The 14,464-nt window shown below is 42.1% G+C and carries 12 protein-coding genes, 1 pseudogene and 1 riboswitch; of the genes and pseudogenes, 9 read left to right on the top strand and 4 right to left on the bottom strand.

Going from position 1 to position 14,464, the window contains the following annotated elements:
* Window positions 1–156 precede the first annotated feature (156 nt).
* From CEQ75_RS11760 to CEQ75_RS19010, 3 genes and pseudogenes are all read right to left on the bottom strand, one after another.
* Complete coding sequence (locus CEQ75_RS11760; RefSeq protein ID WP_089610853.1) at window positions 157–888, bottom strand: N-acetylmuramoyl-L-alanine amidase family protein; 732 nt, start codon at window positions 886–888, stop codon at window positions 157–159.
* 34 nt (window positions 889–922) lie between these two features.
* The gene (locus CEQ75_RS11765) at window positions 923–1,783 is read right to left on the bottom strand and encodes a divergent polysaccharide deacetylase family protein (protein ID WP_089610855.1); all 861 of its coding nucleotides are present in this window, start codon (window positions 1,781–1,783) and stop codon (window positions 923–925) included.
* 373 nt (window positions 1,784–2,156) lie between these two features.
* Window positions 2,157–2,306, bottom strand: a pseudogene (locus tag CEQ75_RS19010) (recombinase family protein); the annotation flags it as partial.
* Window positions 2,307–2,434: 128 nt separating this feature from the next.
* Between CEQ75_RS19010 and CEQ75_RS11775 the strand changes: the two are divergent.
* Together CEQ75_RS11775 and CEQ75_RS11780 are read left to right on the top strand one after the other, a co-directional pair.
* The gene (locus tag CEQ75_RS11775; RefSeq protein WP_089610857.1) at window positions 2,435–3,619 is read left to right on the top strand and encodes an anaerobic nitric oxide reductase flavorubredoxin; all 1,185 of its coding nucleotides are present in this window, start codon (window positions 2,435–2,437) and stop codon (window positions 3,617–3,619) included.
* A 296-nt stretch (window positions 3,620–3,915) separates the two neighbouring features.
* Window positions 3,916–4,007: riboswitch (NiCo riboswitch) on the top strand.
* Window positions 4,008–4,199: 192 nt separating this feature from the next.
* Entirely contained in the window at window positions 4,200–5,087 is an 888-nt protein-coding gene (locus CEQ75_RS11780) for a cation diffusion facilitator family transporter (RefSeq protein WP_089610859.1), read from the top strand.
* A 158-nt stretch (window positions 5,088–5,245) separates the two neighbouring features.
* On the opposite strand, the gene CEQ75_RS11785 is transcribed toward CEQ75_RS11780, so the two are convergent.
* Window positions 5,246–6,376: an NADH-dependent flavin oxidoreductase gene (locus CEQ75_RS11785; RefSeq protein WP_089610861.1), complete on the bottom strand. Its 1,131-nt coding sequence runs from the start codon at window positions 6,374–6,376 to the stop codon at window positions 5,246–5,248.
* Window positions 6,377–6,659: 283 nt separating this feature from the next.
* Here CEQ75_RS11785 and CEQ75_RS11790 point away from each other — a divergent pair, with 283 nt between their 5' ends.
* The 7 genes from CEQ75_RS11790 to CEQ75_RS11820 all read left to right on the top strand — a co-directional run bounded on the left by CEQ75_RS11790 (window position 6,660) and on the right by CEQ75_RS11820 (window position 14,407).
* Window positions 6,660–8,141 (top strand): sigma-54 interaction domain-containing protein, encoded by a 1,482-nt coding sequence (locus tag CEQ75_RS11790; protein ID WP_089610863.1) that lies wholly within the window; start codon window positions 6,660–6,662, stop codon window positions 8,139–8,141.
* Window positions 8,142–8,448: 307 nt separating this feature from the next.
* Window positions 8,449–9,783: a glycine/sarcosine/betaine reductase component B subunit gene (locus tag CEQ75_RS11795; RefSeq protein WP_338031964.1), complete on the top strand. Its 1,335-nt coding sequence runs from the start codon at window positions 8,449–8,451 to the stop codon at window positions 9,781–9,783.
* Between the two features lie 13 nt (window positions 9,784–9,796).
* Window positions 9,797–11,107: a betaine reductase selenoprotein B gene (gene grdH, locus CEQ75_RS11800; RefSeq protein ID WP_089610867.1), complete on the top strand. Its 1,311-nt coding sequence runs from the start codon at window positions 9,797–9,799 to the stop codon at window positions 11,105–11,107.
* Window positions 11,108–11,193: 86 nt separating this feature from the next.
* Window positions 11,194–11,637 (top strand): glycine/sarcosine/betaine reductase complex selenoprotein A, encoded by a 444-nt coding sequence (grdA, locus tag CEQ75_RS11805; protein WP_089610869.1) that lies wholly within the window; start codon window positions 11,194–11,196, stop codon window positions 11,635–11,637.
* 268 nt (window positions 11,638–11,905) lie between these two features.
* Window positions 11,906–12,916, top strand: coding sequence for a CoA transferase subunit A (locus CEQ75_RS11810; protein WP_089610871.1), 1,011 nt, complete (start codon window positions 11,906–11,908; stop codon window positions 12,914–12,916).
* An 18-nt stretch (window positions 12,917–12,934) separates the two neighbouring features.
* The gene (locus CEQ75_RS11815; RefSeq protein ID WP_242965154.1) at window positions 12,935–13,744 is read left to right on the top strand and encodes a CoA-transferase subunit beta; all 810 of its coding nucleotides are present in this window, start codon (window positions 12,935–12,937) and stop codon (window positions 13,742–13,744) included.
* A 36-nt stretch (window positions 13,745–13,780) separates the two neighbouring features.
* The gene (locus CEQ75_RS11820) at window positions 13,781–14,407 is read left to right on the top strand and encodes a rhodanese-like domain-containing protein (RefSeq protein ID WP_198306524.1); all 627 of its coding nucleotides are present in this window, start codon (window positions 13,781–13,783) and stop codon (window positions 14,405–14,407) included.
* The last annotated feature ends 57 nt before the right edge of the window (window positions 14,408–14,464 follow it).

The following is a 14,464-nucleotide window of genomic DNA, read 5'->3' on the forward strand; positions in this document are numbered from 1 at the left end:
CTGGGCTCACCAAAAAACATTAATAGTTTTCATTAATTCTTAAACATGTTTTCAATGGTGGTGCTATTTTAGAAAGAGTAAATTTCCATTTTCAATTAAACTAATATTTTATCCTTGCGCTTTTTTACTGAACCAATATTGACAAATCCAAAGAGTTTAAAAATTCAAAGGAAGAAAAGTAACCATGTGTTCCCAAGCAGTTTTTAGATCATAGTACTTTAATACTCCTGCTGTGATTTTTTGAGCGATAAGATCTAAGTACTGAGGGTCTTCTAATTTTTTTTGTTCTCTAGGATTACTTAGGTAACCGATTTCTACCAGTACAGCAGGAATTTTAGTATTACACAGCATAAAACATTTACTGTTTTTTGACAGCCTTTTTCTAATTTCGGGAACAGTTCTGAGTTCTTCCTGAATGTAATTAGCTAGCATTTTACCATTTAATGATTTCGGATGGTAAAATGCTTCTGCGCCTTCATAGGCGTTTTTATTGTTGCTGTTAACATGGACGGTCAATAGTATTTCCGCATTGCTGGAATTTATTATTTTGATTCTTTCTGTTAGGTCATAGCGTTTTGCTTCTTTTCCATGCAGACCTTTTATTGCATGGTTATAATCACCATTACGGGTTAGTACTACCAAAAATCCTTTGTTTTCAAGATGTTCTTTTAATTTTTTACAAATTATTAGATTGATATCTTTTTCCAGAACATTGCCGGAAACTGCTCCTGGGTCATAACCTCCATGCCCCGGATCTATGGCAATAATAGGGGAACCCGGTGCTTGAGCAATAATGCCATAATTGCCATAACCCGGGGAAGCTATTGCTATTTGGGATAAAATAACAAGGAAGAACATTACTGTAGTGAGAATAAATCTTTTATGCATAATTGCCCCCTTAGATTTATTAGTTTCATAAGTACTATTTGACTAATTCAGATAGGTAGACGAACTCTATTCCTTTGTTCTCCATGATTGGGATCATTTCCTGAAGAGCTTGGGCGGTTTTTTCACCGCCTAAACCGACGTGACCAATGCCTATTGCACCGCCATTGGTCAATGCTCTATCAGCTAATAAGTCTAATTGTTTTTTTATGTGTGATATGCTTTTATCATTATCGAGAAAAATATCTCTTTTAACGCAGGGTATTTTCATCTGATGAGCCAAAGGTATTATGAGGGAGTGCTCATCTGTTCCGCTATCTAAGACAAAAAAGTTTTTTTCTTTAGCCGCTTCTAGTACCGGTCGAATTAAATTTTCATTTGAACAAATTAATGATCCCATGTGATTATTGAAACCTATCGCGCCGGGAATTGCCGCTAAGTCTAAAGATGCCCTGTGTTTAATTTGGTTGGTATTCATTGTGGAAACAATGGCACCCGGACCTAACCAACTGGACTTACCTTTTTTGGGTTCCATGGGTAAGTGGACTATGATTTCGAATCCGCTTTTTGCTCCTTTGTTCGCCGCTATTTGCGAAAATTCCAGGTTAGGCATAACTGCAAAGGTCAAAGGTTTACGGATAGACATCATTTCTTCTATACCTGATTGATTGAATTGTCCAAAATCATCAATAACGATGGCTACTTTAGCTTTACGATTATTTGTATTTATCGGATTGACGCCATTTTTTTCCTGCCCTAAGGGTAGTAGAATAGTTTTTTCCTCTTTATTTACATTTTTTACATAATTAATAGGTAAGTAATAGATAAAGGTCAATACAGCTATAAAACATAATACTAAACAGGCAACAAATAATTTTTTCCCGTGTTGCTTACCCATTTTTCATCCTCTTTTCAAATAATTAATAATTATAATGGAATTGTCCACAAGTATATATTTTGCAGATTACTTAAAAAAAATAGTGGAAAGTTATGTTTAAATATTTCCTACAACTCAATGAATAAAATACAATTCCGGCTCCAGAGAATTTTCATTGAGGAATGTCTTCTTTGATGAAAGTACATTAAAATCAATGTCATGACCAATATGTTGTTAAGTCTAATTGATAATAGTATAATTATGCAAAATGGTGTTAGGCAATTATGTCGAAATGAGATAACAATAGGGAATGGTGAGGAGGCGGGCAGATAAATTTATTTAATATCATTCCGGAAGATTTTTTCAAACCATTAACCAGCAAATATATATAAAACCTTGTGAGGAAGTCCGTGGTATATGTTTTCTGCAAAAGGGCATCGCCGATGTATTTTTCATTTTGCAGAATTTGATTGATGATGCTGGTGTACCACTTTTCATGGCCTGCGCTATTCAGAATACCGTCGGCCTCAAGGCCTCGGGCTATTTAAGTAGAACAGGGAATGGTTCTTTGTTCTTGATGTAAATACCCTGTATAAAAAGCGGATTGAATGGTGTGATCAAAGGGAAAATAATCAGGGAAGAATAAATAACGATAAAGGAGCATGATAAAAAATGAAAAAACTAGTCAAAAACAATGTTTTTTGGGTCGGCAAAGTAGATTGGGAACTTCAAAAATTTCACGGCAACGAATATTCAACTCATAAAGGCTCCACTTATAATTCCTATTTGATTCAGGAAGAAAAGACCGTTCTGATTGATACGGTCTGGGCTCCTTTTGCCGGAGAGTTTGTTGATAACCTGGACAGGGAAATCGATTTGAATAAAATTGATTTTATCATTGCTAATCACGGAGAAGTTGACCACAGCGGCGCTCTTCCCGAATTAATGAAGCAGATTCCGGACAAGCCGATTTACTGCACTGCGAGCGCGGTCAATTCCCTGAAGGGCCAGTATCATCAAGACTGGAATTTTCAGGTTGTTAAGACCGGAGATAAAATTGATATCGGGAATGGAAAAGAACTCGTTTTTGTCGAAATGAAAATGCTTCATTGGCCGGACAGCATGGCAACTTATTTAACCAAGGATAATATTTTATTCAGCAACGATGCTTTCGGACAGCATTTAGCCACAGAGCAGCTGTTTAACGATCAGGTTGACCAGTGCGATCTATTCAATGAGGCTACTAAGTATTACGCGAATATCCTGACCCCGTTCAGCCCCATCTTAAGAAAAAAGCTGGACGAAGTCATCGCGTTGAACCTTCCGATTGAAGTGATCGCGACGAGTCATGGCGTTATTTGGCGGGACAATCCCATGCAGATCATTGAAAAATACGCCCAGTGGTCAAATAATTATCAGGAGAATCAAATTGTTATTATCTATGACACCATGTGGAACGGCACAAAGCTGCTCGCTGAAAAAATAGCGGAAGGAATCAGGCTGGCTGATCCTGACGTGGTTGTTAAGGTCCATAATCTTTCCAAGAGCGATGAGAACGATCTGATTACCGAGGTTTTTAAATCAAAAACCGTCGTTATCGGTTCGCCGACAATTTCAAACAGCATTCTGCATTCGGTGGCTGGGTTTATCCATCTTATGAAAGAGCTTAAATTCAAAGAGAAAAAAGCGGCGGCCTTCGGTTGCTATGGTTGGAGCGGAGAATCGGTAAAGGTTATTAATGAGCTGATGGAAAACGCGGGATTTAAAGTTGTGTCGGAAGGCTATAGAAACCAATGGAACCCGGATGATGCAGCGCAAAAGTCGGCGGTGGACTTTGGCAAAACAATTGCCGAATAATAACAGATAACATCAAGCAATTTCAAGCTGTTCCCGAGTAGAACAGGGGACGGTTCTTTGTTCTAGCATTGAAAAATCTTACTAACAATAAATCCGTTAAGTCTGGATATCTGTGTCAAACAAAGAACCGTCCCCTGTTTGCCGTCTCCCCTGTTTGCCGTCCCCTGTTTGCCTTCTCCCCTGTTTGCCTTCCCCTGTAATTTTTTTAAATTTAATCACAAAAAACAGTTGACAAAATTATGGGTTTTAGCATAAGATTTATAGGAGCTGACAATTTAATACTATAAATACTTTAAATACTTTAAATAGATCAGGCGATACACTTTTTTAGTGTATAGGGTCGGGCAGGCGTAATGCCGGCAACAGGGAAAATACCTGTGGGACTATAATTATCAACAAATTATAGACCCATGGGTATTTTTTTAAACACAGAAGGATAGATAATATAAATAGTTAGATTGACATTTTCATTGGTATTTATATTTATAGTTAGATTAATATTAGGATTAATATGATTTAAAGGTAAGGTTAGATTTAAAGAGTATATCCCCAAGGGAAATAATTGATAAGGTGGATAATTATGACTGATCATACTTATAAAAAAGTGAGACAGGTACTTTGGATTATTCTTTTTGCCAACCTGGGGGTTGCATTTCTGAAGATATTTGTTGGTAACATCATCAATAGTTCCAGTATGACCGCTGATGGGTTTCATTCTCTAACTGACGGTTCTTCTAATATCGTGGGGTTGATCGGGATACGATATGCATCCAAGCCGGTTGATGAGGATCACCCATATGGACATGGCAAGATTGAGATGCTGACAGGGCTTTTTATTGCCGGCATGCTTTTCTTTATTGGCGTAAACATCATTTTAAATGCCATCAGCAGGTTCATGAACCCTGTCGCACCTGACATTACGATGGCAAGCCTGATTGCTCTTCTTGCCACACTCTTGGTCAATATTTTTGTAAGCTACTATGAATTCAGTACAGGTAAGAAGCTGGGCAGCCCGATTCTAATCTCCGACTCTATGCATACCAGAAGTGACATCTATGTCTCACTGGGTGTACTGGTGACTTTAATAGCTATCAAGATTGGTTTACCTCCAATCATTGACCCGATTGCTTCTCTTGTTGTAGCTGGTTTTATTATGCATGCAGCTTATGAAATTTTCAAAAATAATGGCGAAATACTAGTTGATAAGGTAGTGGTAGATACAGAAAAAATCAGGAATATTGCTCTTGGCTTTGAGCAAGTTAAGGATGCCCATAACATTCGGAGCCGAGGTTGTGAACATGATCTTCATATCGATATGCATGTAATGATCGAGCCTGACATGAGTGTTGAAGAATCTCATAAGTTGATGCATAATATTGAAGACAAAATCAAGGAGGAAATTAACAATAATGTTCAGGTCATCGTGCATATTGAGCCTTATTATGCAAAGGTTGAAGTGCTTGACTGATTATGGTGTGCAGCCACAACATGCTTCCCCTAAAAATTGATCAAATTCAAATGAGCTCCCACTTCTATTAAGAGGGAGCTCATTTTTTCTTCAGGTGGGGTAGATATCCCATCTGAAGTCCGATGTCGACACTATTCTTTACTATGTGAGAACGGTGTTTAGTAGGTGATCCCTTTCAGCGGTGGCAGCGGGCAATTTTCCATCTGCCAGAAGTTCAACAGCACCTTGGATAGTGCCAACTTGTCCAGACGGCCGGCCACGCTCAGTTCCACGGTTTCTGCCTTGCCCTCGCGCACTTTGGGCACAAAGTCCGGGTCAATGATCACTGCCCGGGCTAACGCTGCGATATCGGTGTAACGCAAGGCATTCAACGCATCGTCCGGTGTCAGGATGCTGCCTGCCAGCATCATTGGTACTCTGCCGCCGATGCTCTTGTATACTGTTTGCGCGATTGGTTCGCCCTGACCGCCGGCGCCCGGCATAGCTTTGTAGTCTGCCGAGGAGACATGCAGATAGTCAGCGCCGCCGTCGATTACTTTGGCAATCAGCTTGACGGAATCATCCACGGTATAACCTACGTTTTCGCCATGTACTTCTTCGGGGGAGATGCGGTAGCCAACGATGAACTCCTTGCCGGCCTTTTCAGCGGCCACTTCCTTTACTTTTTTCAACACCGCCAGCGGAAAGGCCATCCGCTTTTCAAAACTGCCACCCCAATCATCGGTACGGGTGTTGGAGTAGGCTGAGAAAAACTGTTGCAGCAGGTAGTGGTTGGCGCCATGAATCTCGACCCCGTCGAAACCCGCTTCCACAGCGCGGCGCGTGGCTTGGCCGTAATCATCGATAATAGAAAGGATCTGCTCGTCTGTGAGCGCTTCGGGCACGTAATTTAAAAAAGGAAAATCAATAGCGCTGGGGGCCAGTACCTTGCCATAGCGCTGATAAGCACCTAGCGCTTCACGTCCGGCGTTGTGCAGCTGCATGATCGCCTTGTTCCCCTTAGCCTTGATGATATCGGCCAGTTTCTTCAATCCCGGGACTTTATCATCATTGTACACGGTAAGCTGGTTGGGCATGCCCAATCCTTCTTCCGATACTGCTGCCGCGTCGGTGATAATCAGAGCTCCCGTATCGTTGCGCAGTTCAAAGTAATCATAGTCCTCCTGCCCGATAGAACCGTCTTCGTTGGAGGCGAAGATCAACATCGGCGCCATAGCAAATCGGTTATCCACCTGCACTTCGTTTCCCAGAGTGATGGGTTCAAAAAGAGCTTTGTATTTGTTGTTCATTATATTTTTCCTTTCTATATGTATTTATCATTCATTATAACATTTTCCCCATTAACCATACACATATTCTATCTAATTTTCCTGTTATAATAAAGGGAGGGCTCTTGCACGAGGCAGGTGATCCGGTTTCAATAATGCAGTTGTAATCGTGCAGGGGTGTTCTTTTCAATTTATGATGATATAATATATCGAGAAGAGGCATCATGTGCAATATAGATTGTATATTAAATGATATCACGTAAGAGAGCTACCAGATTTTGAATCCAGCGGGGGTGATGTTTTCATGGAAAGAGATTTCTTTAGCAGTAACACCGTTTTACGAGAAATATTTGACCATTTAAGTGATGCTGTTTATTTTGTTGATCACCAGGGTATCATCCTCTACATGAACAAAGCAGCGGAAAAACTGGATGGTTATACATTGCAACAGGCGGAAGGTCATACGGTCACAGAACTATACGGTCTGGATACTGTGCAAAGCCCTCTGCTCCGTGTGACTGCCAGCAAAGAACCCCTCTATGACCATACTTTACGCTATGACGTTAATAACAGGGAAGTTTACAAGATTTGCAATACTTTTCCTATTGAATTTCCGGACGGCACTTGGGGAGCTTTTTCCATTCAAAAAGATGTTACCAAGTTAAAGGAAACTATTGAAAAAAACATTGAATTACAAAAAAAGTTTTTTAAATATCATGACGAAACACCAGTCAAGGGAGAAAAAGAGGGAAAGCTTTTTACATTTAATGATATTATCGGTAATCACCCCTTGCTGCAAGAATGTAAGAATCTGGCGTATAATGCGGCCCAAAGTGACGCACCTATTTTCTTGTGCGGGCGCACGGGGACAGGTAAAGAACTGTTTGCCCAAAGTATTCACTCGGCCAGCAAAAGAAAAAATGAGACATTTTTGGCAATAAACTGTGCCGCTATTCCTGAAACCCTGCTGGAAGGATTACTCTTTGGAACGGAAAAGGGTGTTTTTACCGGTGCGATAGAACGAAAGGGTCTCTTTGAGCAGGCGGACGGAGGCACCTTGTTTTTGGATGAAATTAATTCGATGCCCCTATCGTCCCAATCCAAGCTGCTCCGGGTGATCGAAGATAAGTATGTTACACCCTTGGGCAGTAAAGAAAAAATTAAAATCAACACCAGAATTATCAGTAGCTGCAATGTATTTCCCAGGGAGGCGATAAAAAAACAGCAGATCCGGGAAGATTTATTCTATCGCCTGGCCGTGATCAATATTTTGATTCCTTCATTGGAAGAAAGAAAAAGCGATGTTTTTCTTCTGGCCAATCATTTTATCTCCCAGTATAACGCCAAGTATGGTAAGAAGGTTCAGTCCATGGATGATGAAGTGACAAACTTCATTATGGATTATCCTTGGCCGGGCAATGTACGCCAATTGAAATACAGTATTGAATGTGCCATGAATTTGGTTAATGATGATGAAGTTACGATTAAGAAACAACATTTACCCTTCTATTTGAAAGAGGGTTTAGAATACGGCCATGATTCCCTTACGTTGTCCAACTTGGATTTACCGGCGGGGAAGCTTAATCCACCCATTACTGCCCCGGAAATGCCTAAAGATAATGCATCGGGGGAGGTTAATATTTTGTCCTCCATCCGGCAAAATGAGAAGGAAAAAATCATCGCCGCATTAATCAAAAATCAAGGTCACATCACGAATAGCGCTCAAGAATTGGGTGTGTCCCGACAGACGCTGGTTTACCGCATGAAAAAATATGGTATTAAATAAGAAACAAAAAATATTCAGGATATGATGATGATAAGCCCACCGTACAAGGTGGGCTTGTTTTCTTTTTCACAATATGCATCAAAACCTACCTTATTTTGCTTTTTGCATTAATTTTTATAATCGTTAAGTAATCATCCCTCAGGAACTTTGTACTATTTGGAACATTTATTTTTCTAGTGTTACCTGCCTTTAACAGCTATAATTCCAAAAATAATTTTATCATCCAACAACTTGGCATAACTTTTGCTAATATAATAACTTTAGATTTTCAGTAAAGAATAACTTTAGTTTTTCATTAAAGAAAGGAGTGTTAAATTTGAAACTCGAAATAGGAAATTTCTATGTGAAGGATATTGTTTTTGGGGAAAAGACCTCTTATAAGAGCGGTATCCTGACCATCGATAAAAAAGAAGCTTTGGACTTTATCTGTCAGGACGAGCATATCACAGAAGCCGAACTTTATATCGCTAAACCGGGAGACAAAATTCGTATGTGCCCGGTAAAGGAAGCAATTGAACCCCGGGTAAGGTTAAATTGCGGTCCCCTCTTTCCGGGATTTACCGGAGAATTAATGCCTGTAGGAGAAGGAAAGACCCATGCACTTAAAGACTGCTGTGTCACTGTCGTGGGCAAACACTGGGGTGGATTCCAGGATGGCTTCATCGATATGAGCGGTGAAGGAGCAAAATACACCTACTACTCCCAGTTGATAAATATTGTGTTGGTAGCTGATACTGATGAGGATTTTGAAAAGCATGAGCAGCAGAAGAAAAACAAGGCGTTAAGACTGGCAGGCCACAAACTGGCTGAGTTTATCGCTTCATGTGTGCAAGATTTGGTGCCGGAAGAGACGGAAGTTTATCAGTTGGATCCTGTTTTAAACAGGGATCCGGAAGTAATGAAGCTGCCCAAGGTGGTACTGGTGCTTCAGCCTCAGTCTCAGATGGAAGAAAGCGGATACAATGACCTGCTTTATGGCTGGGACACCAATCACATGGTACCCACATTTATGCATCCAAATGAAGTGCTGGATGGCTCGATTATTTCAGGAAGCTTTATGCCCTGTTCTTCCAAGTGGTCCACCTATGACTTTCAGAACTTTCCTGTAATTAAGAGGCTGTATCAAGAACATGGCAAGACATTAAACTTCTTAGGGGTCATCATGTCAAATCTTAATGTCGCCCTGGAACAAAAAGAAAGATCTGCTCTCTTTGTGGCCCAGATCGCAAAATCCCTGGGCGCCGACGGGGCGATTGTTGCGGAAGAAGGCTATGGAAATCCGGATGCCGACTTTGTGGCATGCATCGTAGCTCTGGAGGATGCAGGAGTTAAAACCGTGGGTATCACCAACGAGTGTACCGGAAGAGACGGAGCATCACAACCTCTGGTCACAATGGACGAAAAACTTACTGCCATCGTTTCCTGTGGTAATGTATCAGAAATAATTGAACTTCCTCCCATGGAGACAGTGTTAGGAGAATTGGAAGCTCTGGGCAGAGACGGTTGTTCCGGCGGCTGGTCAACAGACGAAATCCTGGGACCATCCGTCAGAGAAGACGGTTCTGTGATTATGGAAAACAACGCGATGTTCTGTGGTGATCAGGTTGTAGGATGGTCCCCCAAGACCGTCAAAGCATTTTAAGGAGGTGTAAGCTATGGCAAAAGCAATATTATATATCAACCAGTTTTTTGGCCAGATCGGCGGGGAAGACAAAGCTGATATTGCGCCTATGATCCAGGAAGGCTTGGTTGGACCGGCCAACGAGCTTGTAAAACATTTGGACGCAGATGTTACCCATACGATCATCTGCGGTGATAACTATATGGGGTCCAATACCGAAGATGCGGTTAATACCATCTTAGAGTTTCTTAAGGACAAGGAAATGGATATCTTTTTAGCCGGTCCTGCTTTTCAGGCCGGAAGATATGGCAGCGCTTGCGGTCACATCTGTAAAGCCGTAAAAGAAAAATTTAACATCCCGGTGGTCACATCGATGCACGAAGAGAACCCTGGGGTAGAGATGTTCCAGAAGGATATGTATATCATGAGGGGCGGCAAGAGTGCCGCCAAAATGAGAGAAGACATCAAAAATATGGCCCGCCTTGGCAACAAACTCTTAAAAGGCGAGGCTATTCTGGAAGCTGCCCTGGAAGGATATTATCCCAGAGGCATCAGACACCAAGTGTGGCTGGATGACAAAAAACCGGCTGCCGACAGAGTTGTAGAAATGCTGATCAAAAAATTGAATGGCGAACCCTATGAAACGGAATTACCGATTCCTAAAATGGATCGGGTACCGATTGCTCCTCCTATCGCAGATTTAAGTAAAGCTAATATTGCCCTGATCACAAGCGGCGGTATTGTTCCCGTGGACAATCCGGACAGAATCCAATCAGCCTCTGCTACCAGGTGGGGCCGATACAACATTGAAGGCTTGGATGATCTAAAGAGCGGCGTATACAAAACTGTTCATGCCGGATTTGACCCGGCTGCAGCAGATGCAGATCCGGATGTAATTACTCCGGTAGATGCTCTGAGGGCTTATGAAAAGGAAGGAAAGATCGGTAAGCTGCATAATTTCTTCTATTCCACGGTAGGTACCGGCACAACACAGGCAGAAGCAGCAAGAATGGCCCAAGAGATGATACCCTATCTAAGAGAAGATCATGTGGACGGTATTATTCTCACCTCCACCTGAGGCACCTGTACACGTTGCGGTGCAACGATGGTAAAAGAGTTAGAACGGGCAGGATTCCCTGTGGTCCAAATGGCTAATTTGATTCCGGTGGCGACAACTGTAGGTTCCAACAGAATAGTACCCACCATTTCCATCCCCTATCCTTTGGGCGACCCGGGGACAGATAAAAAGGAACAATGGAAACTTCGTTATCACCGGGTAGGCGTTGCCCTGGATTCATTAACGCAAGATGTACAAGAACAAACTGTGTTCAAAGTTAAAATATAAATTATTTTCGTTAATTAACTATATTTAACTATATATGACTGCTTCCGTAATGAGTAAAATTTTAGAATATGAAAGGGGTAAACACCATGCTAAAAGGCAAAAAAGTGGCAGTAATTGGTGACCGGGACGGCATCCCCGGGCCTGCCATGGAAGAATGTTTGAAATCAGCCGGGGCAGAAGTAGTATTCTCCACTACTGAATGCTTTGTCTGAACAGCGGCAGGCGCAATGGACCTGGAAAACCAATCCAGGATCAAAGATTTGGCAGAGAAATACGGAAAAGAAGATTTAATAGTTGTTCTGGGCGGGGCTGAAGCAGAGGCTTCCGGTCTTGCCGCCGAAACCGTATCTGTCGGTGATCCTACTTTTGCCGGTCCATTATCCGGAGTCTCGTTGGGACTCAAAGCTTATCATATTTTTGAACTTAAAGATGAAATTGATCCAGCTGTTTATGACGAACAAATCAGCATGATGGAAATGGTTCTTGATGTAGACGAAATTATGAACGAAGTTAAGACATATCGAAAGTAAGTCTTATATTTATCATGGCGCCATAAAAATTGAAGACTGTCAGAGCAAAAACTTTAAAGATCCTGAGTTTTTGCCCGGCAGTCTTCTTTTTTTTTAAAAGCTTATGGTTAAACAGGAAACTAAATATTGTTGATATTATTAGGGGAAAATATGCTATACTAAAAAAAATAAAATTATCGTAAGGGACATTATGTGACGAAAACAGCGCAGCAGGAGCTGCGTATTTTTTAGTCAATCATGATTATAGTCAAATAGGGAGGTTTGTTTATTGTTCTGGAGTGGACTTTCACCTGATGACGCCAGAGAATTCCTGGCGAACAAAGACAAGTCAAAAAGAGATAAAAGGATGACCTTGACTGAGGCGGTAAAAACTTTTGTCAAAGACGGAGATACCTTGGGTATCGGGGGATTTGTCAACAGTCGCCAACCAGTAGCCATTATCCACGAAATCATCCGGCAGGGAGGATGCAACCTAACCTTAAATTTTCATTCCGCCGGATTAGCCCCGGAGCTTTTAGCCGGTGCGATGGCCCTTAATCCTTCTCATGTTTCAATAAAGCGCATGGAATTTGCTTATTTTGCTCATGAATTTGCCGGAATATCATCCATGTTTCGCTATCTGGCCGAAAAGGGTTTAACGGAACTTGAAGACTGGAGCAATTATAATATGTCCGCCCGTTTTAAGGCCGGGTCAATCGGACTTCCTTTCATGCCTGTCCGGAGCCCATTAGGCAGTGACGTCATGGCCGGTAACCGGTCCAAAACCATGGATTGTCCTTTTACCGGCCGTCCCATTGGTCTTGTACCGGCAGCTCATCCCAATGTGGGATTAATCCATGTACAGGAGGCGGATATCTATGGGAATTGCCGCATTAATGGACAAACCTTTACCTGCCCGGAAATTGCCATGGCCTCTGCTCATACCATTATCACCTGTGAAAAGCTGGTGGATCACGAAATAATAACGGCTAATCCCACCCAAACCAGTATCCCTTTCTTTGCCGTGGATGCGGTCGTGGAAATTCCTTTTGGTGCTTTCCCCGGTATGTGTCATGATCATTATTATTTCGGGCAGACACATATTGCCGATTTTAAAATGAAAACGGAAGCTTTTCGTCAAGGGGACGCCAGGGGACTGGAAGATTATTACCATAAATATATCTTTGATGTCACTGATTTTGACGGATTTATCAGCCAGATTCCTTATCAAGAGCTGAAATACAGCCGGCAGGCAGAAGGACGATCCCTGGACCTGCAAAAGTTTTTGGAAGTATATTGAGAAGGGGAGGGATGAATTTTGAAACAATACGCCGCAGATTATACTCCTCAGGAAATGCTGGTGGCGGCCGGTTCCCGCCAACTAGAGGACAATAAGGTGATCTTTGCCGGAACAGGACTGCCGATGGTGGGCATTACCCTGGCTCAATTAACCCATGCACCGGGCATTATACCTGTATTTGAAGCCGGAGCGGTGGGGTCTTCCCTAACGAGAGGCCTTCCTTTATCAGTGGGTGATTCCAGAACCAGCTGCAAAGCTCATTATATGCAAGGTTTGAGTTCGGCTTTTGAACTCACCCAAAGGGGTTTTATTGATATCGGTTTTATCGGCGGGGCGGAGATTGATCCTTATGGCAATCTTAATTCTACGATGATGGGGTGTTTTCCTGAAGAATACCAAAAGCCCAAGGTAAGGCTGCCGGGGAGCGGAGGTGCCGGTGATATGGCATGCTCCTGCACTAATACCATCATCATTATGGCCCATGAACCACGCCGCTTTGCCCCCAGGTTGAATTACTATACCAGTATGGGTTATTTTGACGGAAAACCCGGAGCACGAAAAGCGGCCGGCTTGCAGGGAAATGGCCCGGCCCGGGTAATCACGACCAAAGCATTGATGGGCTTTGATGAGGAAACAAAACGCATGAAGATTCTCGCCACCATGCCGGGGGAAACCGTGGCCAGTGTCCAGGATATGACAGGTTTTCCTCTTTTGGTGGATGATAATGTCTATGAATTTGAACCGCCTACCGTGGAAGAGATCGGTTTAATACGGGAAGTAATTGATCCCTTAGGTTATTTTGTTAAAAAAACATTAAAGAGTAGCTGAAAAGTATGACCGCTCATGGAAGGGAGATTTAATGAAATGAGAATTAGAATGAGAATTAGAAATAAAATTAATAGGCATTTTTTAATGATATTTTGTGTCATGCTGCTGCTTTCGTCTGGCTGTGCTCAAAAAGAAGAAAATATTACCTTTCGTGGGGTAATAGAAGATATTACTGAAAACAGTATCCTGGTAACTGTTACCGGGGATAGTACCGATTTTGATAAAGCCAGTGTCGATATTTCCCATGCAGAACGTAAAGTTCAACTTTCGGTGGGTCAAGGGGTTGAGATAACGATCTTACCTGAAATTCGCGAAAGTTATCCCGTTCAGGTTACAGGAATAGAGATTCGTCCTATTAATCAAAAAATTTCCGCCCAAGAGGCCAAAGCCATGATCGATGGGGAAGAGGAAGTCATTATTCTTGATGTGCGTACTCGTAGTGAGTACCAGGCAGGGCATATTGAAGGTTCTGTGCTTTTGCCAAATACCGAAATCAAGGAAAAGGCTGCTCAGGTGCTCCCGGATCAAAACGCAAAAATCCTTATCTACTGCCGCAGCGGCAACAGAAGTGCCCAAGCGGCAAAACTTCTGCTGGAAATGGGCTATACCAATGTTTATGACTTTGGCGGCATTATTGATTGGCCATACGGGATTGTTCAATAAGTTAAATGCCTGGAAATCTTTTAATACCAATTATCCAACTGCTTTCGTCAAGAAACT

This window comes from Dehalobacterium formicoaceticum (assembly GCF_002224645.1).
GTDB lineage: Bacteria > Bacillota > Dehalobacteriia > Dehalobacteriales > Dehalobacteriaceae > Dehalobacterium > Dehalobacterium formicoaceticum.